Genomic DNA, 23,850 nt, shown 5'->3' on the forward strand with positions numbered 1-23,850 from the left:
GCGGCGTTGTCGCATTTGCATGAGGGGCTGAGCGCTGCCCCTCACATCGGAGAGGTAATCCCTATTTTCGCCTATGTCATACGCCGCTCGGCCATACTGGTCCTGTCGGTTCTCATCGCATCGATCGTACTGTTTCTGCTGTTGCGCCTGTTGCCGGGTGATCCTGCCAATGCGCTCGTTTCCGTAGGCGCGGATGCAGCGCAGATCGAGGCCGCGCGCAAACAGGTCGGGTCGGACCTGCCTCTCTATGAACAATTCCTGCGCTTCATCGGCAGTCTTTTGCGCTTCGATCTCGGTAATTCCTTCGTGAGTGGAGCACCCGTTCTGAGCGAAATCGGCAAGCGTCTGATCGTGACCGTGCCTTTGACGCTGATGGCCTTTCTCGTTGCCATCATCGTCGCGGTACCGCTCGGTATCCTGTCGGTCGTGCGCCAGAACCGCTGGTATGGATCGCTTATATCTGTCGTTTCCCAGTTGGGTATCGCCGTGCCGGTTTTCTGGATCGGGATTCTCCTCGTCTGGATTTTTGCCGTCAAGCTGCGGTTGTTTCCCTCCGGCGGCTTTCCATCGCGCGGATGGCAGTCGGCGCCTGCTGCTTTTCAGGCGCTTGTCTTGCCGGTTGCGACCATTGCCATCGTCATGTCGGCATCGTTGATCCGTTATGTTCGTTCCGCCACGCAGGATGTGCTTGGCAGCGATTATCTTCGCACCGCGCGGGCGCTTGGCGCGACGTTCTCACAGGCGCTCATCCGTCACGGTATTCGCAACGGCGCGGTGCCGGTGATCTCCATTCTGGGGATCGAACTTGCATCGACATTGCTGGGTGCGGTTGTGGTCGAGCGCGTATTTTCGCTTCCCGGCCTCGGCTCGATGCTTCTGCTGGGCATAGAGCAGCGCGACTATCCCAACGTTCAGGGTGTGCTGTTCGTCTCTACGCTTCTGGTGCTGCTGGTGGGCTTTGCCGCGGACCTGCTGCAACGGCTGATCGACCCGCGTCTGCGCCAGCGATCAGCGGGAGGCGGAGCATGACGGAACCTGTGCAAATGGAGCTTTCCCATCCCAAGCCAGCCTACCGGTTGCCGTGGCCGCTGGTCGCGGGAGGATTGCTGCTCGGAGTGCATCTGGTTGTCGCTCTCCTTACGCTGGTGTGGACCCCATACGGCGTTGGCGAAATGGTGGGCGGGCGACTGGAAGCGCCTTCATGGCTGCATTGGGCCGGTACGGATCGTCTGGGACGTGATCTGATGACCCAAATCATGATCGGTTCACGCATTGCGCTTGTCGTCGGCTGCGGAGCCATCGCGATCAGCGCCGTAATTGGCGTGACGCTTGGTGTCCTCGCAGCCTTTGCGACACAGACGCTCGATGACGTTCTGGCTGCAACGCTCGATATCCTGATAGCCTTCCCCACGCTGCTGCTGGCAATGCTGATCGTTGCTTCCAGCGATGGCGCCAGCCTCACGACAGCGATAGTGGCCATCGGCATTGCCGGTTCGGCCATCGTGGCGCGTCTGACCCGCATCCTTGCCAAGCGCGTTCTGGCGATGGATTACATCACCGCCTCGCGTATTTCCGGCACATCCTGGTTCGGATTGGTCCGCATCCACGTGCTGCCGAATATCTGGCCGACATTGATCGTGAATTTCGCGCTCCAGTTCGGGCTGGCGGTCATCGCCGAAGCATCGCTTTCCTATCTTGGTCTCGGCGCTCCGCCGCCCAACTCCTCCTGGGGGCGATTGCTTCAGGAAGCGCAGGCGTCGGTTTATACGGCGCCCTTTGGCGCTATAGCGCCGGGTCTGGCGCTCGTGTCGCTGGTGATCGGGCTCAATCTGTTCGCAGACGGGCTGCGCGATGTGGCGGACCCGACGCGGAGGAGGCGACGTTGAGTGCTTTGCTGCAAGTAGAGAATCTTCATATTGAAACCGGCGGCAAGCCGCTGGTCGCGGGCGTTTCGCTGTCTGTCGGCCAGGGTGAACGGGTCGGCCTGATCGGCGAATCCGGTTCAGGCAAGTCGCTGACGGCACTTGCAATCATGGGGCTTTTGCCGGACGGGATGCGTGCAAGCGGATCGGTCATGCTCGATGACCGTCAGGTCATCGGCGCGCGCGACCGTGATCTGGTTCCGTTACGCGGCCAGAGCGTCGCGACGGTGTTTCAGGAGCCGATGACGGCGCTCGATCCCCTGATGCGGATCGGCAAGCAGGTCGGTCTGGTCGTCCACCGGCGCGCCGCAAGAGATGGCCGCAGGCTGGGAAAGAGTGAATTGAACGCAAAGGTCCATGCACTTCTGGAACGCGTATCGCTGCCAGACCCGGAACGTATTGCCCGCTCCTGGCCGCATGAAATATCGGGCGGCCAGCGCCAGCGCGCAGCCATCGCCATGGCTCTTGCCTGCCGCCCCAAGCTTCTGATTGCAGACGAGCCGACGACAGCGCTTGATGTGACCACGCAGGCCGAGATTTTGAAACTGCTGGAACAGCTGGTGCGGGACGAGGGGATGGGGCTTCTGTTCATCAGCCACGATCTGCCGGTGGTCGCCACCGTTACCGAACGTGCGCTGGTTCTGCGGCAGGGACAGCTGATAGAAGAAGGCCCGGTCGCGGAACTCTTCACCAACCCGCAGCAACCCTATACGCAGGGGCTCGTGTCTGCTGCGCGGGCGTTCGATGCTGCGCTGGAGGTTGCGCGATGACGTTGATGGATCTTTCGCGCGTTTCCTTCGCTTATACAGGCGGCAAGACGGTCCTGCACGATGTCGATCTGAAGCTTGAGACCGGAAGCAATCTCGGCATTGTCGGTGAGTCCGGGTCGGGCAAGACGACCATGTTGAAATTGCTGCTCGGATTGCAGCGCGCCTCTTCTGGGGATGTTTCGTTTCGCGGCAATCCTCTGGATATCCGCAATCGCAGTTTCATGCGCGACTTCCGCCGTTCCGTCCAGGCGGTGTTTCAGGATCCCTATTCATCGCTCGATCCGCGTCAGCGCGTATTCGACATTATCGCGGAACCGCTGCGATCCCTGAAAATCCAGACCGATATTGCGCAGGCAGTTGCGCAGGCGCTTGCTTCCGTCGATCTGCCTGCGGATGCGGCTCGCCGCTATCCGCACGAGTTTTCCGGCGGCCAGCGCCAGCGCATCGCCATTGCCCGGGCGATCGTCTCGCAGCCCGACCTCATCATCGCCGACGAGGTGGTGAGCGCTCTCGACCTCACGACGCGCGCCCGCATTATCGAACTCATGCGCTCACTTTCAGAACGGACCACTTTCGTGGTGGTGTCGCACGATATTGCGCTGGTCGCCCTGCTATGTGAACGGCTGATCGTTTTGGAAAAGGGCCGGATCGTGGAGCAGGGCAATACGCGGGATATTCTTTCCGACCCGCAGCATAGCTACACCAGAAAGCTTCTGACGAGTTTGCCGCGGATGCCCGAGCAGGCTTTCTGAGCGCCAAAACTGGAAAGGAGCGGCATGACCGCTCCTTTCCAGACGACGCCCGCGGATCGTCAGGATGTTACTTGCGCAGTTCAGCCTCGATCTGATCGAGAACCTGATCCTTGCCGATGCCGGTCAGGAAGGGCAATCCTTTGATGACAGGCTTGTTCACCGAGGCTGAGATAGGCGTGGTGGAAACAATGAAATCCACATTGTCGGCCAGCGAAGCAACTTCGGTCGCTTTTGCCTGCTGGGCATTGAAGGTGAGCCCGCGCTTTTTCATTTCTTCGGTAACGGTCGCGTTCACCGCCGTGGATGTCGCTACACCCGTGCCGCAAGCGAAGAGAATTGTTTTTATTCTGGCCATGGGTTCCTCCAAGTTCATTCATTAAGAGCGGAGGCGGCCTGATTGAGTGCGACCGCGCTCCCCGTTTGTTTTGAACCACGCATCTTTTCCTAAAACTGTGAAACAGCTCTCGGGAGACGCTTCATTGCAGCGCGGTTTGAACGTCTTCCAGCGTGCGCGCCGCTTTCAACCTGTCGAGTGCATCAGCATCCTGTATGGTCGCCATGATCTGTTGCAGGGTTTCAATCTGTTTGTCCTTGTCGTTGATGGCAAGCAGAAAGACATATCCCACAGGAACAGCTTCTTCTGGGTCTTCCATATTGGCAAATTCAATCGGCGATTTCAGCGTCGCCAGGGCAATTCCGGCCTTGAGGACATGCTCGGGGTCCGTGTGAGGCACGGCAACATTCTCGTCGCGCTCAAGCGGCAGTCCCGTGGGCATCGACAGTTCACGACTAACAACGGCATCGGCATAGCTCGGCTTCACATAACCGAGCTTCTCCAGTTTACCCGCCAGGATGCGGATGATCTCTTCATTGGTTTTCGCTTCGCTCTGAAGCTCAATCGCTTGCGGGTCGAGAAAATCTATCAGGCCAGCTGCCATTGCATTCTCCGTTTTAGACAAGATCGCACGTCGATCTCGACGTGCGACTTTGATTTCTGCGCCGATCACCGCTGCCATCAGGCAGCAATTTCGTCCGCCGGTTCGTCCTCCGCACCTGCGGCGCGTTCCCATGCCAGCGTGTTGCGCCGATAGAGCATGAAAAGTGCTGCAATGACCACGGCGATCACAGCGATACCAATGGCACCGAGCCACTGGATGGCCGAGATGATGACATATGGCACCCACAGGAAACCGTCGACCACAGACGTAATCTGCAGGGCGTTTTCAGGCAGCTTGAAGCCCGATGAAACGGCAGCGCTGGTGAACAACGGTGCGAGAGCATTGGCGACATAGAAGCCGATGGCCAGCGTAATCGTTCCGACGACGACCATGCGAAACACGTTTCCTTTCAGGAGCGGTGCAGTCATGGCGACGATGAACGGAATGACGGCGAGGTCGGCAAACAGGATCACGCGGTTGCCCGGCAGGATGACCGACAGGATGATCGCAATCGGCACGAGAATGAGCGAGGACGAAATCGCCGCCGGATGCCCGATGAGGATAGCCGAGTCGAGGCCGACGAGAAGTTCGCGGTCGCCGGTGCGCTTGCGCACGAATTCCTGCGCCGCGTCCGATACCGGCAACAGTCCTTCCATCAGGATTTTTTGACCATGCGCGGCAGAAGCAGCATCACTGCGGCAAGCGTCATGCCGGTGCCGAGAACCTTTGCCAGGATAGTTCCGAAATCGCCCGCATTGTAAAATGCTATGAGGCCGAGCACCAGACCGATGATGAGGCCGAGCACGACCGGTTCACCGAACACGCCGAAGCGGCGTTCGATGGTTTCGGTGCTGATATTGATTTTGTTGATGCCGGGAATGCGGTCCATGATCCAGTTGAGGATGATCGCAATCGGCAGAATCTGCGCGGAAGCCAGATGCGGCACGGAAACGCCCGGCACGCCATAGAATTGCTGAACGGCGCGCGCTGACCAGTCTGCAAACAACAGCGATAGAGCGGCAACGAGCGCTGCAATGATGATGCCATAGGGCAAGGTTGTCGGTTGCAGCGACGACCAGTGAGCCGACAAAGGCAAAGTGCCAGAAATTCCACACGTCCACATTCAGCGTGCGTGTCCAGCGTAGCAGCAGAAGCGCGATGTTGACGAGAATGCCGACCGGAATGACCCATAAGCCCACTGACGAGCCGAAGGCGATTGCAGCAGCCGAAGGCCACCCGACATCGACGATATCGCGCTTGATGCCGGTATTGGTGACGATTGCCTGCGCCACTTCACCGATAGAGGTGAACATCAGGCCCAGAACCAGATTGATACCGATGAAAGCCACGCCGATGGTCACGGCTGCACGGAAGGCCTTGCCCACTTTTGCGCCAAGTACGACGGCAATGATGAAGATGACAATCGGCAGCAGAACCGTTGCCCCCAATGTATCGATTGCCGATTTCAACCCGCTCAGAAATGCGTCCATTTATTTCTCCTCCCCCCGGGGCACTTTCCCAAAGTGCGCCGAGCTAACAGAACGCCATTATTAGCTCGCACGTATCGACGTTTCAAAAAGTGAACCGGGCGAAACGGCAGAACATTTGTATTCTATATCAAACCAAAGTTGAATAACAATATGGCATCTGGATGCTCCGGCTTGCGGCCCCTTAATGAACACTGGTATTGACTTAAAAACAAATGTTCATTAATCCATAGGGTATCAGAGGAGACTGCGAGAATTTTTGCAGGGAGGTTCAGGAGGAAACGATGGCAACCAATGTGGCGTTGACAGGTTTGGCGCGTGACATGCAGGCGCGTGCGGATAGTGGGCGGCCCATTCGCATCGGCCTGATCGGCTCGGGCGAGATGGGCACGGATATCGTCACGCGTGTCGCGCATATGCCCGGCATCGAAATCGGCGCCATCTCCGAACTGCGTATTCCCAATGCCCTGAAAGCGGTCGATATTGCTTTCCAGGAAGAAGGCCATGGCCGCGAGGTTTCGACCGCTTCCGATCTGACTGCCGCCATGGAGGCGCACAAGGTCGCCGTAACCGACAATGCCGATCTGATCCTTGAAAACGACCTTATTGATGTTGTGATCGATGCGACCGGAGTTCCGGCTGTCGGCGCCGAAATCGGCCTGCGCGCCATGGAGCACGGCAAGCATCTCGTCATGATGAATGTCGAAGCTGACGTCACGATCGGCGCTTACCTGAAAGCGGAAGCCGAACGTCTCGGCGTCACCTATTCACTGGGTGCCGGCGATGAGCCGTCGTCATGCATGGAACTGATCGAGTTTGTGACGGCGATGGGCCATCCGATTGTGGCTGCAGGAAAGGGCAAGAACAATCCCCTCAACATCGATGCTGTTCCCGACCAATATATTGAAGAAGCCACGCGCCGAAACATGAATGTGCGCATGTTGGTGGAATTCGTGGATGGTTCGAAAACCATGGTCGAAATGGCCGCCATTGCCAATGCCACGGGTCTTGTCCCGGATAAGGCTGGCATGCATGGCCCTGCTGCAACGCTGGATCAGCTCAACAAGACACTGATTCCTGAAAAGGACGGCGGCGTGCTGTCGAAGGTCGGCGTGGTCGATTATTCGATCGGCAAGGGCGTAGCTCCGGGCGTGTTTGTCGTGGCCGACATGTCGCATCCGCGTATTTCCGAGCGTATGGAAGATTTGAAGATGGGCAAGGGTCCATATTTCACATTCCATCGTCCATATCACCTGACTTCCCTCGAAGTGCCGCTCACCTGTGCCCGGGTGGTGCTCTACGGCAAGCCGGACATGGTGCCGCTTTCAAAGCCGGTCGCGGAAGTGGCTGCGGTTGCAAAGAAGGACATGCAGCCAGGCGAAAAGCTCGATGCGATTGGCGAATATTGCTACCGCGCGTGGATCATGACCTCAGGCGAAGCGCGTAGCGCGCATGCGATCCCCTGCGGGCTTCTGCAAGGTGGCAGCGTGACCAGGCCGATCAAAAAGGGCGAGCTCATCACCTACGATAACGCGGCTGTGGCTCCCGGTTCCAGGATTGCCGAGCTGCGCGCGCGTCAGGACAAGCTCGTTTACGGAGCGTAAGGACAAACATCATGGTTCAAGCCAAAAAAGTCGAACCGCAGGATACGGGCGACCGTCACAACTTGCCCTATGCCTTCCGCACCTATTCGCCGGATCAACTGAAAGAAGCGCTGCACAAGATGTATCTCATCAGGCGCTTTGAAGAGGGGGCGGAGGAAAGCTACACGCGCGGCCTCATTCACGGAACGATGCATCTTTCCATCGGGCAGGAAGCCAGTGCCATGGGTTCGTGCCTGCCGCTGAATGACGACGACATGATCACATCCACGCATCGCGGTCACGGCCACTGCATCGCCAAGGGCGCGGACGTGAAGCGCATGTTTGCCGAGTTTTTCGGCAAGGAAACCGGCTATTGCAAGGGCCGTGGCGGCTCCATGCACATCGCCGATGTTTCCAAGGGCAATCTTGGCGCAAACGGTATTGTGGGCGGCGGTATTCCGATTGCGGTAGGTGCTGCGCTTTCCGCCAAGAAACAGAAAAACGGCAAAGTTGTCGTGTCGTTCTTCGGTGATGGCGCGAACAATGAAGGTGCCTTCCACGAAGCTCTCAATATGGCTTCGGTGTGGAAGCTCCCGGTCGTTTTCGTCTGTGAAAACAACGGTTACGGCATGTCCACCTCCACCCGGCGATCGACGGCGGTTGCGAATGTCGCCGACCGCGCATCGGCCTACAACATGCCGGGCGTGATCGTGGATGGCAATAATCTGTCCGAAGTGGCGGAAGCCGTCAGCGAGGCCACCGAGCGCGCACGGCGCGGGGATGGGCCAACGCTGATCGAAAACAAGACTTACCGTATCAGAGGTCATTCCAAGAGCGACCGCAACCGGTATCGTACCAAGGAAGAAATCGAGCATTGGCAGAATGATCGCGATCCAATCGCGCATTTCGAGGCTGATCTGAAAGCCTATGGTTTCATCAACGACGCCGAGATCGAGGCAATCCGCGCCGAGGTCGAGAAGGAAATCGCCGAGGCGATTGAATTCGCCAAGAACAGCCCTGCGCCCGATCTTACCAATCTGACCCGCGACGTTTACACGGACGATATTTGAACATGGACACGACAATCCGTGAGTTGAGCTATTCGCAAGCCATTCAGGAAGCCATGGCGATTGCCATGGAGCGCGATGATCGCGTGTTTCTGATGGGCGAAGACATTGGCGTGTATGGCGGCGCATTTCAGGTGACCGGTGATCTTGTCCATCGCTTCGGTGAAGACCGCGTTATGGATACGCCGATTTCGGAACTGGGGGGCGCTGGCGTAGCGGTTGGTGCAGCATTGACCGGCATGCGTCCGATCTTTGAGTTCCAGTTTTCCGATTTTGCTGCCCTCGGTATGGAGCAGATCGTCAATCAGGCGGCAAAAATCCGCTACATGCTTGGCGGTGCTGTGTCCGTGCCGCTGGTCATGCGCTTTCCGGCAGGCTCTGGAACGGGCGCTGCGGCGCAGCATAGCCAGAGCCTCGAGGCATGGCTGGGGCATGTTCCGGGCCTGAAGGTCCTCCAGCCTTCCACCCCGCATGACGCCAAAGGCATGTTGCTGGCGGCCGTCGAAGATCCAGACCCTGTGATGATCTTTGAGCACAAGCTGCTTTACAAGATGAAAGGCCCTGTTCCCGAAGGCTTCTACACGGTTCCTATCGGCAAGGCGGAAGTGGTGCGCGAAGGTCGCGACCTGACTATTGTTGCAACCGCCATCATGGTGCACAAGGCGCTCGATGCGGCTGGCGAACTTGCGCGGGAAGGGATCGACGTTGAAGTGATCGACCTGCGCACGGTACGTCCGATCGATCGCGAAACCATCATCAAAAGCGTCAAGAAGACGTCCAGGCTGCTCTGCGTTTATGAAGCGGTGAAGACGCTTGGCATCGGTGCTGAAATCTCCGCAATCGTCGCGGAAAGCGATGCTTTCGACTATCTCGATGCACCAATCGTGCGCCTTGGCGGTGCCGAAACTCCAATTCCTTATAATCCCGACCTCGAGCGCGCGACCGTTCCACAGGTGCCCGACATTTTGAGAAGCGCTCGCGATCTGGTTAAGGGAGTGCGCTGACCATGGCCGTGGAAGTCATTCTCCCCAAGGTCGATATGGATATGGAAACGGGCCAGATTTCGCGATGGTACGCCAAGGATGGCGATATGGTCACGAAAGGCCAGCTTCTCTTTGAAATCGAGACCGACAAGGCTGCGATGGAAGTCGAGGCGCCTGCTTCGGGCGTCATCGCGGACATCAGCGCGGCGGAAGGGGCCGTTGTGCCTGTCGGCCAGGCTGTCGCCTGGATTTATGAAGAAGGCGAAGAGCGCAGCGGCAAGCCCGCAGCGGTTGCCCAAGAGCCGATTGCTGCTGCGCCCGTCGATAGGGCAATCGAAACAGCAACGCCGAAACAGCATGATCCCAAGTCCTCCCAAGACGACGAACGGGATTCAGCGGACAAGGTCCGGGCGACACCGCTCGCCCGGCGGCTTGCGCGTGATGCAGGCATCGACTTGGCTACCGTTCAGGGATCGGGTCCGAAGGGCCGCGTGCAGAAGAAGGACGTCGAAGGCGATATCGGCGTTGCGAACCTTGCGATACCGGCCAAATCGTTTGCAAGCAAAAATGCCGAACCGACCCCACTCGGCCAGCTCAATGCAATCTGGTTGCGTGAGGGGGAAGCAGGGCGTCTGCCGGTGGTTCTGCTCCATGGCTTTGCAGCCGATCTCAATTCCTGGCGCGGATTGTTTGCCGGCGCATCGCTGGGCCGTCCGATCCTGGCGCTTGATCTTCCCGGACATGGCAATTCGCCCCGCATCGTCCCCGAAAATATCGATGATATTGCTGCCGGGGTTGAAGCGACGCTCGGATCCCTGGGTGTTAGCTCGTGCCTTTTGGTCGGGCATTCGCTTGGTGGCGCTGTGGCGAGTGTCGTCGCGGCGCGGGGGCTCATCGATGTGCGCTCTTTGCTGCTGATTTCATCGGGCGGCTTGGGACCCCAGATCAACGGCGCCTTCATCAAGGGGCTTGTCGGCGCGAAAAGCGAAGCCAGCATCGTTCCCTGGCTGAAACTGCTCGTCGCCGACGAGACCCGTCTGACCAAGCCGTTCATTAATGCAACAGTTACGCAGGCTGCCGATACAGAACTGCGCAATACGCAGGAAGCGATTGGCGCCCGGTTCTTCGCAGATGGCACCCAAACCTTTGAGATTCGCTCAAGCATTGCAGCTCTTGCGATGCCGGTGCGGCTTATCTTCGGAGCGGAAGACCGGGTTATCCCCGTGGTTCACGCGCATGGTCTGCCGGGCAAAGTTGGCGTCCACATCTTCGCCGGTTGCGGACATATGCCACAGATCGAGGAGCGGACTGCCGTGCTGCAAATCCTGAAGGAGTGCGCAGCCGCTGCCGAAGCAATGTAATCAAGAACGGCACATCGCGTTGCAGCGATGTGCTGTCTTTCATTCCGGTTGCGCCATTTCACGGAGCATCTGCGCCGCACTTTCTTCATCGGTGATGAGAACGGTCGGCTTCAGAAGCTTTATCGCGCCAAGCAGGGCTGCAATCTTCTCTTTTCCGCCTGACGTGAGGATACGCTGCGGCGTCTTTTGTAGACTTTCGATCTTCGCCGACATGACACGATCATGGACCGGATCATCGACGATCTTGCCGTCCTTGTCATAGAAATGGAACAGCACGTCGCCAACGGCGCCGTTTTCGATGAGGGACAGTTTCTGCGCCTCATCGATCAGGCCCACACGATAGGACGTGCTGCTGGCGGTCTGAATATCGCCGACGCTGAGCAGGACCATGTCGAGTTCTTCGGCCATGTCGAGCACGGTGTTCAGCCCGCAGCGCTCGATGAGGGCAATGCGGGTTTCCTTGCTGTCGACCAGAGCCGGGGCGGGGATCAGGTAGCCTTCGCCCTGAAAAATCTGCGCAAACTGCCAAGCGAATTCCGGCGGATTTGAACGGCGCGGCTGTACGATGCCGCCGAGCAGGGAAATGACTTTCAGATCGTTGAGCGGGCGCGCCCCGATATGTTGCAGGGTGCTGGAAAGGGTACGTCCCCAGCCCACCCCGATCGTCATGCCGTGCTGCACCTTTTCGGAAAGATAGGCGCCCGTGGCGGCACTGATTGGCGGGATAGGATCGATGTCGGGTGAAGAGAGGGGGGCGACGATGGCGCGGTCCAGTCCGAAGGTTTTCTCAAGTTCGACTTCGAGGGATGTCAGACTTGCCAGCTTGCCTTCGATGGTAATCTTAACTTCATTGCGAGCGCGGGCATCGGCAAGAAGGCGAACGATTGTGACACGCCCGACGCCGAGCGCTTCCGCGATGTCGTTCTGGGTCATTTGTTCGACATAATACATCCACGCAGCGCGTGTTCGCAGCCGGCTTGTACGGTTTTCGGCAGCCACACCTTCCGATCCGATGATGAGGTCCGCTGTTTCCGGATTTTTCTGTGTCTTCCTGCCGGCCTTTTTCAAAACTATCCCTCAAATTAATGGCGTAATACTGCATTATATAAGCGCTGTTCTTACACCGAAACTATTGCTTTTCCGTGTGAAGGCAAACCATAATTCATGTGTCTGGTCCATCCTGTTGCGATGGTGCTGTCATAAGGAAATCGACAATGTTGCGCACTCTTTCGGAAGAAATTGCAGTCAATCTGAAGGACCGCCTGCGTGGCGTTCGATACATGATTCGTCGCAATTGCCACGAAGGTTTGCCGGAGGCCGAAAGGCGCAGCAACATCCCGTCTCCTGAACTGTTGCTGGAACATGCGGCAAGCATGGTGGACAAGGCTCTGACGACAGCCGAAACGATTTCCATTTCGCTGATTTCGGCTGACCCGAAGGTCCATAACAGTGCGCCGCATGTCAAAAGCTTGTCGGTCTATTTCGGTGCCGGCACGGAAGGGGCACGCGCTTTCCGCAAGGATATTTATTATCTCACCAAGGAAGTGTTGCGCCGCCATCAGTTGCAGAACGTGCTTATCCAGGAAGCGGCATTCGTAACGGTTCATGCAAGGATGATGCGGAAACATGGCTCTTTGCTGAAAAGCGTATTTTCCGCAGAAGCAGGCGAAACGAAAATTGCTGCCACCTCCAGGGCCGTGACAGCCCTTTTTCTGGAACTGCTTGGCGAAAGACCCGTGCGGTTCATCTCCATGGAAGGGCATCGCGACCCCCAAGCCTTGCGCAAATTTGAAACGACCTGTTTTGCAGCGGTGGGGCTTGCCTGTGGTCTGGCGACTGCAAAAGCGGCGGATCTGGCAGGCGTCGATCCTTTGGAGAGCGCAATTCTGGCGCTGGATGTGCGCCATGATCGTCTCATGCAGGCAGCAGAAGAGCGCGATCAGGCGCAGCTCGAAACATTGTTCCAGACGCTAATTGCTCATCTTCCCTGACTCGGGGCAGACGGCTGAAACATATCCAGGATAAGCTTCTTCGCGCGGGGAATTGATGCCGGGCTCATGCTGAGTTCGGTCAGTCCCATTCGCAGGAACTCGCCGATGAGTTCCGGTCTTCCTGCCGCCTCCCCGCACATGCAGACCATGATACCTGCTTCCGTACCGGCTTTAGCAGTCATCTCGATTGCCGCCATCACCGCCGGATGGCTAACATCGTTGAGTTTCGCCACGGTCGGGTTGAGCCGGTCCGCAGCCATCACATATTGCGTCAGGTCATTGGTGCCGATGGAGAAAAAAGCCGCCTCTTTTGCAAGTTCCCGCGCAGCGAAAACAGCGGCGGGCGTCTCGATCATCACGCCAAGGTCGAATCCGGCAAAGGCTTTGCCTTCGCTTTCAAGCTCGCCGATACATTCGGCGATAAGGCGTTTGGTTGCGCGGATTTCTTCGACATCCGAAACCATGGGCAACATGACTTTGAGATTGCCGCTGACCGCTGCACGCAAAAGCGCTCGCAATTGCGGCTTGAACACGTCCACCCGGTCCAGACACATGCGAATGCCGCGCCAGCCAAGGAAAGGGTTTTCTTCTTCGGGAAATTCGATACCGGCAATCGGTTTGTCGCCGCCGATATCCAGTGTGCGAACGATGACGGGGTTCGGCGCAAAGGCTTTCAGCAGCGCGGAATAGGTTTCGGTCTGCATATCTTCTGAAGGCAGGTGAATATGCTTCATGAAGAGAAGTTCGGTGCGGAAAAGCCCGACCCCCATTGCACCGGATTCAAGCGCGACTTCGATCTCTTCCAGCGCACCCATGTTGGCTGCAACTTCGATGATCGTACCGTCGGCCCTGCGCGGCGTGACGGAGCGGTAAGCATCAAGTGCCTGCTTTTCCTGCAAGGCCCTGGAAATGCGCGCTTCGATTTCGTTGCGGGCGGCTGTGTCCGGATCAGCATGAACGATGCCCGAACTTCCGTCCACTGCCACGATTTTCGCATTTCGTAGTTGCTGCACAGCGCTTCCCAGACCAAGAACTGCTGGAATGCCATGCGTACGCGCAATGATGGCCACATGCGAGGTCGCACCGCCATGCCCGCAGACGACGCCTTTGATCTTCTTGAGCGGCGCTCTTGCGAGATCCCAGGCGCCGATGTCTTCTGCGATGAGCACCGATCCTTCCGGCAGGCCTTCCAGATTGACGTCTTCCTTGCCGAGAAGCGCAAGGCATATCTGGCGGCTGACGGCGTGCACATCGTCCGCGCGCGCGTTGAGATACGGATCATCCAGTGCTGCAAATTGCCCGGCCAGGGTTGCAGCCGCGGCGAGCATCGCCGAGATTGCGTCGAGACCGCCTCGAATAAGCCCGATCGCTTCATCGATCAGGCTGTCATCCGCGGCAATATCCTTCAGTGCTGCAATAATGCCTCTGTCTGCATCTGCAAGATTGCCGCCGGAAAGGGAGGCATCCATGCGTTGCTGTACGGTGGTGATAGCCGACCTGAAGCGAGCGATCTCGGTCTCTATTTCATCGGATGCGAGTTTACGGCCCGAAGGTTTGATTTCTTCGGGGAAAAATGGAAAAGCCGCACCCAATGAAATGCCTTCGCTTGCGCCAACTCCCTTGATCTGGCCTGCGGGGAGTTTGGGCGTGATCGCCACTTGCGGCATGGTTGCGGCTTGAGGTGCAGCCGGAGCATCGGGTGCAGCTGGCGCGGCGACCTCTTCCAGGCCCGCCTGCGGGTTTTCCAGATAGCCGATCAGCGCTTCAATGGCTTCAATCGCGTCTGCTCCATCGGCACGAACGGTGACTTCGTCAAGCTCCTTCACGCCAAGCAGCATCAGCTTGACAGAGCTTTTGGCGCTTACGCTTTTTCCGGCCTTGGCGATTTCAATATCACTCTCAAAACCCTTGGCCAGTTTAACGAAGCGGGTCGCAGGGCGCGCATGCAGCCCCTCACGCACCCGGACGATAGTCGAGCGTTCCATCTATGTAAGCCTCAAATCGACGTCTGAAACATTTCAACGCAATGATTGTTGAAAATGGGTTCCAATCGTCTGTTTTAACACGCAATTCCAAATCCAGGGATGGGCAGTTTCAGCCGCCAATGGTGATAATCTGCCCCTCCTTGAGAGCAGCGACAAGCTCTTCGCCTGCTATTTCACTGGCGCAGATTTCGCCGGGGCGATCTGTCGAATCTGCACCGGTGAATGAAATGACGACATGCCCGATTTCGCGCACCTTCTGCCAGGCGCTTTCGCCAACGGCGGTGATTTCGGCCTTGAGTGCACCGATTGCGATCTTCGTTCCGACGGCAGGAGCCGAAGCCTCGGGGCCTTCCTCCACCACGTGGAGGACAGATACTTCGGCCAGTTCCGGGGGAGAACCGTCAGCAAACAGGATCAGAACGCCGCCTTCAGCGAGGTCCGCAACTTCCGGGCCGATTGCGGTGATCCGCGTTTTCAGGTGTATCGACATAGAGGCGGTCCTTTCTTTCTATGGTATTCGATGCTCGGCGAAATCGATCGGAAAACATCGTTACTGCACGTGTTTGGGAGGTTGCCCGCCGCCGCCTTTGCTGCGGCGGGCTGAAAGCTCAAAGCACCGCGAGGCTGACCAGCCATGCGATCAAAACCGAAAGCGGGCCCATGATCTGACGGCTGATCAGAACCGCTGGCACGCCGATTTCGATGGTCTTCGGCTTGGCTTCTCCGAGCGCCAGGCCGACCGGCACGAAGTCGCAACCGACCTGCGTGTTATAGGCAAACAAGGCGGGCAGGGCCATTGCCGGGGCAATTGTGCCGTTTGCGATCTGCGGGCCGATGATCGCCACGCCGACGACCTGCGCGATAACCGCACCCGGCCCCAGAATTGGCGACAGGAACGGCAGCCCGCAAATTGCGGAAAGCACAAGCAAACCAACAATGTTATTGGCCAATGGTCCGAGCGGCTGGGCGAGAATATCGCCAATCCCGGTATAGAGGATCAGGCCGATCAGCATTGTCACAAATGCCATGAACGGCAGTACGTTGCGGATAACCTGATCGATCGTGCGGCGTCCGGCCTGGAAGAAGATACCAACGACGCGCCCCATGACGCGGCCGATGCTGCTGATAAGCCCGACAAGGCCGCCTTCGCTCGGCTGTTCCACTGGCGCAGGCTTTTCTTCTTCAACGGCAGCAGCAGCCGGAGCTGCGGCGGCTGAACCGTCAGCGGGAACGATGTTTTCCGGTTTTACGCCAGAAACGTAGATATCTTCAGTGATGAATTGTGCCAGCGGACCTGCCTGCCCGACCGGAGTGATGTTTACGGTCGGGATGCGCTTGCGCGGATAAACGCCGCAGCGGGCTGTGCCGCCGCAATCGACAACCACTACTGCCATTTCGCTTTCGATTGGTGGTGAGCGAAAACCATCAACCGCCTCCGCGCCGGTCAGCTCGGCGATCTGGCGCGCAAGCGGATGGATGCCGCCGCCGGTGACCGAAACCACCTTGTTGCGCTGGTCGGTCGGCTGAATGACAAGCGGGCCGCCCCAGCCATTCGAGCCGCGTGAAATCTTGACTGCCTTATAGGTCTTGACCATGTTTTTCTCCCCCGGTTCCGGCTTAAAGCTCAATGCCCTGACGCCGCGCCATGATGGCGGTGATGCGTTCTGTAAGCATGCCTTTGAGAAGGATCACCACGAGACCCACGATGGCGTACCAGATGGCGACATTGATATGATAGCCGGTTGGAACCGCGCCCTTCTTCTCGAGCTCGAGAAGGGCTACCAGCACGCCGCCCCAGACAAAATATTCGCCGGGATTGATGTGCGGGAAGAGACCGAGCGGCGGATGGACGTAGGACACGGCCGCATCATAGAAAGCGGGCTTGTATTTCTCGTCCAGGAATGAGCCGAACGTGTAAGCCATCGGGTTGGTCAGAAAGAACACCGACAGAACCGGCAGTACCGTGTAGCGGGTCAGCGCAATGCGCCCGGCGCTACGCGCGATACCATGGACGCGCTTTTCGCCGACCAGTTCCGTTACGGCATAAAAAGCGGTCATCAGCACGACGAGCGTCGGGATAATGCCTGTAACAAACCCCGAGAAAACCTCGCCGCCTTTCTGGAATACGCCGATGAAGTGCTTGCCGATCGAGGCAAGCCAGCCGAGCTGCTCTTCCTGCTGGACGTTCTGAAGTCGTTCCTTGAACTGATCGACGGTAATTCCGCTGCCGCCCGCATCACCCGGCGCGGGGGCCGTTGCTTGCGCAAGCTGCAGAAGATCATTTCCCGCGTGCTCTGCGGCCTGTTTGCCATGCAGCGCCGCATCGGAAATCATGCTGCCAGCCATATGTATGGATTGAATCGTTGCGTCGGCATGTTGCGCCAACATCGTCACTATCGACATTGCTCCTCCTCGATTGCTTGTTTCAGGCAAGCAACTCCTATGCTCCCACTGCCTTCAGACCTTCGAGTTCGATCCCATCGGACTGGTCTCTTATGCGACCGATCTGTTCTATCGCCTGTCTGGCGGCAGCCACCACTTCAGACGTTCCTTCTCCAAACGCGGGATTGTCCGGCAATTCGCCAAGGCGCATTCCCTCAAAACCTTCACGGCGGATGAACTTTGCAAAGACGGTTCGTCCGCTCATCTGGAGGAAGCGACGCACCACGAGGTCGCGATCCACGACGATCAACACGATGACACCCTTGCCGAAACGCCCTCGTATGTGACCCGCGCCAACAAAACCGTCGGAATATTTCGAAGTGATGCCCTTCATCACATCGGAATAGTGGCGCATCTGGAACCAGACGCCCAGCGACTGGAAGCCCCACAGCAATGCGAGGGCCAGCAAAGCCCATTGCCAGATAGCCATTTTATTCTCCTCCCACGAAGGGCAAACGGCTATTTTCCACGTTCGCCTTTCATGAAATAGAGAACATTTGTCTTCGTGAATGTCAATATGTATAATTTTATCGCAAAGGAAAGACGAATGAAGACTGACATTTCAATCGACTTCGCATAATGTCGCTTGGAAACAGGAGGCCGCTCGCGTCATGGATTTGCTGCTCAGGGAACAAATGGCATCGATGCCTGATTTGCGTCATCGACTGCGCCAGTTGCGCTGGTTCAGGGCGACGTTCCGCAAGCATGCAAGCCTGCTGCATGAGCTCTACGGTGTTGAATACGACATTGATGAAAAGAAACTCACCGAGGCGTTTCTGAACTGGGTGGAGCTGGTGGACCAGAACAAGCGTTTCGCCAAGGTGGACCGCAAGGATTTCATCACCTTTGCAGCCGGGCTGGTGTTGCGCGAACTGATCCGGCTGTCTCCGGCGAAAGTTATTTCACCGCCAATTCAGGCTGACGGCGATGCGGGGCGGCTGTATGAGATCGTCAGGTTTTGGCCCGAGGGATTCCTCTACACCAACTACTGTATCTGCGCGATTGCTGCAGTGCAGGAACAGGAGTTCGGCACCGTTCCGAATATAGACCAATGTGCTGATGAATTGCGCACCTGGTGGTCCTACAAGGAAAACATTGTCGAAATGCCTGGTTACGCGATCGCATTTCTCGACAAGTTTCTGGGCGGTGAGCCCAACTGGGTGATGCCCGATCTGGCATCTGCACGCGCGGCAGTGAAGCGGGCTTTGGCGGATAAGCCAGTCACAAAGATCCAGAATAAATAGCTGGCGGTTTTTGTTTGCCTGCCCACCTGTTCGGGATCGGGGTCATTTGAAATCCGCTACCCGCTGGGACGCGCTTTTCCTATGAATGAGAACCGGAAATGCGCTAATTGGGATAGACGGTTGCCAAAAAACCATAATTAGCCAACAAGAGTTGGAATTAAACGCTCAGCGTCAAGAATGGAACATAACTTGAAACGCATCAAGATTGGCCTGGTTTGTCTCTTCCTGGCAGGTATTTTGCCCGCGCAGGCTCTCGAAGTCGGTTCGCCGGCCATTCTGAAGCCATCGCCGGAGCAGGTTCAAGCCGCTCATCTCACGGCAGAATTTCTCACGCGTTTCCATTATCGGCCCATCCCGCTGGATGACGCCTTGTCGGTCCGGATCATGAACCGGTTCATCGATTCACTGGACCCGGACAGGCTCATCTTTCTGCAGGCGGATGTCGACAAGTTCCTGACCGGCAGCAAGGAAATCGATGACGCCATCGACCGCCAGGACCTGACCATCCCCTTTTCCATTTTCAACGTCTATCAGATGCGCATCATCGAGCGCATGACGTTTGCGCGTGGCCTGCTCAAGCAGAATTTCGATTTCAGCAAGCAGGAAGAATTCTCCATCGTGCGCGACAAGGAACCCTGGCCGCGTTCGAACGCGGAAAGCGACGATCTATGGCGCAAGCGCGTCAAGAACGACTGGCTGCGTCTGAAGCTCGTCGGCAAGGATGATGCAACTATTCGCAAGACGCTCGACAAGCGTTACGAGAACTCCATCGAGCGCACGTATAAATACAAGAGCGACGATGCCTTTCAGTCATTCATGGCTGCCTATACAACATCGGTTGATCCGCACACCGATTATTTCGGCGTCAAGGCTTCGGCCGAATTTGATATTTCCATGAAGTTGTCGCTGGTTGGCATCGGTGCGGTGCTTCAGGAAAGAGACGACTATACGACGATCCGCGAGCTTGTTGCGGGCGGCCCGGCGCAGTCGTCGGGCAAGCTTGCCGTGGGCGACCGTATAATCGGCGTCGGTCAGGGCAAAGACGGTCCGATCAAAGAAGTAATCGGAATGCGTCTCGACGAAGTTGTGCAGATGATCCGCGGCGACAAGGGGTCGGTCGTGCGCCTCGATATCCTGCCGGCAGATGCCGGCGCCGATGGCAAGCATCATGTCATCACGCTGGTTCGTGACAAGATCAGTCTCGACAAACAGGCCGCCAAGAAGACGATCCTTCCCGTAAAGGACGGAGACGTTACCCGCAAGATCGGGGTGATTACGCTCCCGGCATTCTACGAAGATATTCAAGCGCGGCGGAAGGGCGACAAGAACTACAAAAGCGCCAGCCGCGATGTCGCCAAGCTGATCGCCGAGTTGAAGCAGGATAAGGTTGACGGCGTTCTGGTCGATCTGCGCAACAATGGCGGCGGTTCGCTGAGCGAGGCGATTGATCTGACAGGTCTGTTCGTCGGCAAGGGGCCAGTGGTCCAGCAACGCAATGCAAACGGCGAAGTCAAGGTTGAAAGCGATAATCTTCCGACGCCAGCCTGGAAGGGGCCGTTGGGCGTGCTCATCAATCGCGGCTCTGCTTCCGCCTCGGAAATTTTCGCGGCGGCAATTCAGGATTACGGCCGGGGCGTGGTCATAGGCGAGCCAAGTTTCGGTAAGGGAACCGTGCAGACCGTGGTCGACCTCGATGAAGTGGCCAACAATCCCAAACCTGAATATGGCGAGCTTAAATTTACGGTCGCCCAGTTCTTCCGTGTCGACGGTGGAACGACGCAGTTGCGCGGCGTGACGCCCGATATCAGCCTGCCGGGCCTCTTCGATCTGAAGCTTGTCGGTGAATCGAGCTTCGACAATGCTTTGCCGTGGTCTCAGGTTTCAGCGGCGAAATACAAAGCCTCTGATGACATAAAAGCGTTGCTGCCAAAGCTGCAAAATCTGCACGACGAGCGCGTGCAGAAATCCCGCGAGTTCCAGGACTTTGTGGAAGATGTAGCGACGCTTAAGGCGCAGCGCGAGAAAAAGGTCATCTCGCTCAATGAAACGGTGCGTCGCAATGAGATGACCGCGCAGGAAAATCGAGCCAAGGCGCGCGGAAAATCCAATGATGGCATTGATGCGCAGATTGACGACGGCCTGCAGTCGAACGAGCGAAGCCTGAGTGCCGACCTTGCAATCGAGAAGAGCCGCAAGAACGCGACGGATGTTCTGCAGAACGAAGCCGCCGCGATTGTCACCGATCTGGCTATCCTGCAAAACAAAGTGCCCGAGCACGCTGCAAATTAAAGAAAGGCACCGCTTGTGGAGAGCGGGCGTTAAATCGTAGCGAAGACCACGATCCCGATACGTATATCGGGATCGGCCATCAGTACATGCCTGCAGCGTCGGGCTAGCGGATTGATCCGGATTTGTCGGTTCCAGCTCATGCCGTCGGGGATAAAAACAGCCGCACGCTAAAGACAGGAGCGTCTCAAACTTTCGACCGCATAGGGCTCAAGAGTAACCTCGCCAGACTGAGCTATGCTGACGGCCTCATGTTGTGAAGTGATGTTCACCAGCCAGAATTCTTGTTCTGTCGCAAAAGCCAGAACGTGGCCGGGCCGGGACGAAACAAGCTGCTGCCATCTCTTTCCTGCCAGCGCGGACAAGGTTCTTATCGTATTGAAGAGCGGGCGTTTCTCCCCTGCGGGCCTTGGCTCGTTTTCCCCGGCAATAAGCCCGAACGAGCCTGTGACAGCCGAAAGCGTCAGGCTGTCGAGGCCTGCATTCAGCACCGATATGGCGTAGGCCATCGCGAAGCTTTCACCGAATTTTCCATTATGACGCGGGTCGCGGTTGGCCATGGCTATGCGTCTGCCATGCGGGTTTTCCATTGTGCGGCTGCCATAGGGATTCTGGCGCATGGGAATGGTGGACGGCCCGATGCGATAGGGTTTGTCGCCATAGATCGCGCGTACAGAACGGGTAATGAACGGCAGCGCCTCCAGCGTCTGCATGACGCTGAGGTCGTCGGCAGCGTGGACAATCGGATTGGTACAGTGGCTGACAAAATCAACAAGCTCACCCGGAACACGCTTGCGATTGAGCTCGGTGAAATAGCTTAGCATTCCGCCGCCGAGACGCACATTCGGGAAGGCCGCTCTTGCTGCGGCATAAACCTCCTCAAGCGGCGGGCAGGGTGGCCATTCGCTGCCGGGTGGCGTCGATTGCCGGTCTATGGCAGGCGAAACGATGATTGCATCCGGGGTGAAGCCCGCTGCTTTCATATCGGACGCGATTGCAGTCGTCTCGTCGATAAGGTTGGTTTTGCACGGCAACGCAATTTCAAGCGCGACGCGTCCCTTGTGGCTCCCGCCTAATGCTGCGAAATCTGCAAAGACTGAACCTTCATGTCCCGCCAACGGATCGTAATGAAACAGAAGGTCCTGCGGGGCAAGTTCCCGAAGCAACTCTGTTGCAGCTGAACTGGCCTTGGCTTCTTCCGGCGTGATGATGATGCCGATATTGGGCATGACGCCGCCCGTGTCTCCGAAAGTGATTTTCACCGGTTCAGCATGTTGGGCCACTTTGGATGTTGCTGGGCGCGTGTCAGCAATGTTGAGCACAATGCGCTGATGCTGGGGCTTCAAAGCTTCGATCCGGTAGGGCCATGGCAGAGCCAGCGGACGTACATAGGTCTTGTAGGATGCATCTGACCAGTTGCGCTGGTCTTCCATCTCGAACGTATCGCCTTCCATGCGACATTCGACCATGAGGCCGGGGATAGCCTCGTGGGTGATTGCACGCATGTCCTTGAAGGGCTGCCACGGCTCGATCAGGTCGGGGAGGCGGGTTTTGTTGAACACGCCATCGACATGCTCTACAGTCACGGGCGAACCGGCCACGCCGATGACCGGATGCAGAATGCAGAAGCCGCAACGGTTGGTTTCAAAGCCGGTCGCGGTATTGGCCACGGCGTCGAAAGTGAGTGCGCCGTCACGCTCGGCCTGAATGCGGACATCAATGGTGAGTCGCGTTGCATCCGGGCTTTCGCAACGTGCCTGATAGGTGACGATGAAACCGCTGTCGTTTTGCTCAACATTCAGATCATGGATTTCCGGATTATAGGTTCCCCAATCGCGATCCCTTACCAGGTAGGAGATGGCGCGCAGAACCTCGACGCCGTCATAGGTGATGGTGCGAAGATTGCCGTCGCTGAGATCGACGGCAAGAAGCCCTGCTTTCAGATGCGTTGCCGTGGCTTCTGCTTCGCGCGTGCCATAGAGCAGGAATGGATCGACTTTGCTCATTTCAGCAATGCCTTGATGTCGATGCGATTGCCGCTTGCTGCACTGTCATAGGCAGCCTCGACAAGCGCAAAGGTCTTGAGATTGTCTGCGCCCGATGTCGAGGTTTCTGCACCGGAAGCGAGTTTATCCACCCAATGCTGCTGAATGGCAAAAACGCTTTCCTGAATATTGTGCCACGGACGCGAGGCCCAGGAGAGCAGTTTTGGCGAAACGTCGGAAACTGTCGTACCCCCGGACGTAATCACTTCAAGGCGATAGCCCTGATAAAGACGGATCGAGCCTTCCGTGCCGTCCAGTTCGATCAGCGTTTCCGGGAAAGGGTCGGTTTCGTGCTTCGTGGCATAGCTCACATCGACAACGGAAGTAGCTCCATTTTCATGGTCCATGAGAATGGTTGCCACATCTTCGCCCTTGATCTTCGGGTTGACACGCTTGGTGCGTGCGACAAGGCTTGTCACGTCACCCAGAATAAAACGTGCAATATCCAGCGTATGAATGCCAAGGTCTTCGATGATGAAGCGCTCGCCTTCTGCAAGATAAGGCTGGCCGGAGAAAACATCAAAGCCGGAGCGGAATGAAAAGCGACCCCAGAACGACGCGCCGATGACGCCGCTGTCGAGCGCTGTGCGCACGGCCTGGATAGGCGTCTGCCAGCGGAAGTTTTCATGCACCATGAGAGGAATGCCTACCTCATCGCAGACCTTCACCATCGCCTTTGCATCGTCGAGCGTCTTCGCAAAAGGTTTCTGGCAGATTGCCGGCACCTTATGGGCGGCAGCAAGTTCCACCAGCGCGCGGTGGCTTGCAACGGTGGTGGCGATATCGACAAAATCGATGCCGCCGTCCGCAAATAGCGCCTTAGCATCCGTGTAGCGGCGCTCGATGCCAAACTGGTCGCCGACAATCTTCAACCGCTCCGGGTCGCGGTCGCAGATTGCCTCGATCTTGGCACCCGAAACGTCTTTCCATGCATGCATCTGATTGATTGCGAAGAAACCGCAGCCGATCAGAGCGCCATTCAATTCTGCCATTT

At 57.4% G+C, this 23,850-nt stretch carries 21 protein-coding genes and 1 pseudogene; 11 read left to right on the top strand and 11 right to left on the bottom strand.

Annotated elements, in window-relative coordinates; translation table 11 throughout:
- Positions 1-63: 63 nt before the first annotated feature.
- Genes OINT_RS21655 through OINT_RS21670 form a run of 4 tightly spaced genes read left to right on the top strand, consistent with a single transcriptional unit; the run spans position 64 to position 3,444 of the window.
- Positions 64-1,029, top strand: coding sequence for an ABC transporter permease (locus OINT_RS21655; RefSeq protein ID WP_085979591.1), 966 nt, complete (start codon positions 64-66; stop codon positions 1,027-1,029).
- Positions 1,026-1,886: an ABC transporter permease gene (locus OINT_RS21660; RefSeq protein ID WP_006470083.1), complete on the top strand. Its 861-nt coding sequence runs from the start codon at positions 1,026-1,028 to the stop codon at positions 1,884-1,886. Before OINT_RS21655 ends, OINT_RS21660 begins: the two co-directional genes overlap by 4 nt.
- Positions 1,883-2,692: an ATP-binding cassette domain-containing protein gene (locus OINT_RS21665; RefSeq protein WP_006470084.1), complete on the top strand. Its 810-nt coding sequence runs from the start codon at positions 1,883-1,885 to the stop codon at positions 2,690-2,692. The genes OINT_RS21660 and OINT_RS21665 overlap by 4 nt, the downstream gene beginning before the upstream one ends.
- Positions 2,689-3,444 carry an ABC transporter ATP-binding protein gene (locus OINT_RS21670; RefSeq protein WP_006470085.1) on the top strand — a complete coding sequence of 252 codons (756 nt, stop codon included), beginning with the start codon at positions 2,689-2,691 and terminating at the stop codon, positions 3,442-3,444. The genes OINT_RS21665 and OINT_RS21670 overlap by 4 nt, the downstream gene beginning before the upstream one ends.
- A gap of 67 nt (positions 3,445-3,511) precedes the next feature.
- Here OINT_RS21670 and OINT_RS21675 read toward each other — a convergent pair whose 3' ends face one another.
- The 3 genes and pseudogenes from OINT_RS21675 to OINT_RS21685 all read right to left on the bottom strand — a co-directional run bounded on the left by OINT_RS21675 (position 3,512) and on the right by OINT_RS21685 (position 5,872).
- A complete protein-coding gene (locus OINT_RS21675; RefSeq protein ID WP_006471854.1) occupies positions 3,512-3,799 on the bottom strand; it encodes a PTS sugar transporter subunit IIB in 288 nt (95 codons plus the stop codon).
- Positions 3,800-3,920: 121 nt separating this feature from the next.
- Positions 3,921-4,382, bottom strand: coding sequence for a PTS sugar transporter subunit IIA (locus OINT_RS21680; RefSeq protein ID WP_036565264.1), 462 nt, complete (start codon positions 4,380-4,382; stop codon positions 3,921-3,923).
- Between the two features lie 77 nt (positions 4,383-4,459).
- A pseudogene (locus tag OINT_RS21685) lies at positions 4,460-5,872 on the bottom strand (PTS galactitol transporter subunit IIC).
- A 281-nt stretch (positions 5,873-6,153) separates the two neighbouring features.
- On the opposite strand from OINT_RS21685, the gene OINT_RS21690 reads away from it, so the two are divergent.
- Genes OINT_RS21690 through OINT_RS21705 form a run of 4 tightly spaced genes read left to right on the top strand, consistent with a single transcriptional unit; the run spans position 6,154 to position 10,863 of the window.
- Positions 6,154-7,473 (top strand): NAD(P)H-dependent oxidoreductase, encoded by a 1,320-nt coding sequence (locus OINT_RS21690; protein WP_006470088.1) that lies wholly within the window; start codon positions 6,154-6,156, stop codon positions 7,471-7,473.
- An 11-nt stretch (positions 7,474-7,484) separates the two neighbouring features.
- The gene (locus tag OINT_RS21695; RefSeq protein WP_006470089.1) at positions 7,485-8,522 is read left to right on the top strand and encodes a thiamine pyrophosphate-dependent dehydrogenase E1 component subunit alpha; all 1,038 of its coding nucleotides are present in this window, start codon (positions 7,485-7,487) and stop codon (positions 8,520-8,522) included.
- Positions 8,523-8,524: 2 nt separating this feature from the next.
- Positions 8,525-9,523 carry an alpha-ketoacid dehydrogenase subunit beta gene (locus OINT_RS21700; RefSeq protein WP_025091127.1) on the top strand — a complete coding sequence of 333 codons (999 nt, stop codon included), beginning with the start codon at positions 8,525-8,527 and terminating at the stop codon, positions 9,521-9,523.
- 2 nt (positions 9,524-9,525) lie between these two features.
- Positions 9,526-10,863 carry an acetoin dehydrogenase dihydrolipoyllysine-residue acetyltransferase subunit gene (locus tag OINT_RS21705; protein ID WP_006470091.1) on the top strand — a complete coding sequence of 446 codons (1,338 nt, stop codon included), beginning with the start codon at positions 9,526-9,528 and terminating at the stop codon, positions 10,861-10,863.
- A gap of 39 nt (positions 10,864-10,902) precedes the next feature.
- On the opposite strand, the gene OINT_RS21710 is transcribed toward OINT_RS21705, so the two are convergent.
- Positions 10,903-11,931, bottom strand: a complete 1,029-nt coding sequence (locus OINT_RS21710; RefSeq protein WP_006470092.1) for a sugar-binding transcriptional regulator — start codon at positions 11,929-11,931, stop codon at positions 10,903-10,905.
- A 146-nt stretch (positions 11,932-12,077) separates the two neighbouring features.
- Here OINT_RS21710 and OINT_RS21715 point away from each other — a divergent pair, with 146 nt between their 5' ends.
- Entirely contained in the window at positions 12,078-12,854 is a 777-nt protein-coding gene (locus tag OINT_RS21715; protein WP_006471857.1) for a hypothetical protein, read from the top strand.
- Here OINT_RS21715 and ptsP read toward each other — a convergent pair.
- From ptsP to OINT_RS21740, 5 genes are all read right to left on the bottom strand, one after another.
- Positions 12,842-14,839, bottom strand: a complete 1,998-nt coding sequence (gene ptsP, locus OINT_RS21720; RefSeq protein ID WP_006470094.1) for a phosphoenolpyruvate--protein phosphotransferase — start codon at positions 14,837-14,839, stop codon at positions 12,842-12,844. The two genes, OINT_RS21715 and ptsP, sit on opposite strands and share 13 nt — an antisense overlap.
- A gap of 109 nt (positions 14,840-14,948) precedes the next feature.
- Positions 14,949-15,329 (bottom strand): PTS glucitol/sorbitol transporter subunit IIA, encoded by a 381-nt coding sequence (locus tag OINT_RS21725; protein ID WP_006470095.1) that lies wholly within the window; start codon positions 15,327-15,329, stop codon positions 14,949-14,951.
- Between the two features lie 118 nt (positions 15,330-15,447).
- Positions 15,448-16,434 (bottom strand): PTS glucitol/sorbitol transporter subunit IIB, encoded by a 987-nt coding sequence (srlE, locus tag OINT_RS21730; RefSeq protein ID WP_006471858.1) that lies wholly within the window; start codon positions 16,432-16,434, stop codon positions 15,448-15,450.
- Between the two features lie 22 nt (positions 16,435-16,456).
- Entirely contained in the window at positions 16,457-17,242 is a 786-nt protein-coding gene (gene srlA / locus OINT_RS21735) for a PTS glucitol/sorbitol transporter subunit IIC (RefSeq protein WP_025091134.1), read from the bottom strand.
- Positions 17,243-17,279: 37 nt separating this feature from the next.
- On the bottom strand, positions 17,280-17,711 hold the full coding sequence (locus OINT_RS21740) for a transcriptional regulator GutM (protein WP_006470098.1): 432 nt from the start codon (positions 17,709-17,711) through the stop codon (positions 17,280-17,282).
- A 181-nt stretch (positions 17,712-17,892) separates the two neighbouring features.
- On the opposite strand from OINT_RS21740, the gene OINT_RS21745 reads away from it, so the two are divergent.
- Positions 17,893-18,525 (top strand): hypothetical protein, encoded by a 633-nt coding sequence (locus OINT_RS21745; protein ID WP_006470099.1) that lies wholly within the window; start codon positions 17,893-17,895, stop codon positions 18,523-18,525.
- Positions 18,526-18,702: 177 nt separating this feature from the next.
- Positions 18,703-20,814 carry a carboxy terminal-processing peptidase gene (locus OINT_RS21750; RefSeq protein WP_006470100.1) on the top strand — a complete coding sequence of 704 codons (2,112 nt, stop codon included), beginning with the start codon at positions 18,703-18,705 and terminating at the stop codon, positions 20,812-20,814.
- Between the two features lie 167 nt (positions 20,815-20,981).
- Here the strand turns inward: OINT_RS21750 and apnL are convergent, their stop codons facing one another.
- Positions 20,982-22,817, bottom strand: a complete 1,836-nt coding sequence (gene apnL, locus OINT_RS21755; RefSeq protein WP_006470101.1) for a D-apionate lactonase — start codon at positions 22,815-22,817, stop codon at positions 20,982-20,984.
- Positions 22,814-23,848, bottom strand: a complete 1,035-nt coding sequence (locus OINT_RS21760; RefSeq protein WP_006470102.1) for a Gfo/Idh/MocA family protein — start codon at positions 23,846-23,848, stop codon at positions 22,814-22,816. The genes apnL and OINT_RS21760 overlap by 4 nt, the downstream gene beginning before the upstream one ends.
- Positions 23,849-23,850: the final 2 nt, after the last annotated feature.

This window comes from Brucella intermedia LMG 3301, assembly GCF_000182645.1.
GTDB lineage: Bacteria > Pseudomonadota > Alphaproteobacteria > Rhizobiales > Rhizobiaceae > Brucella > Brucella intermedia.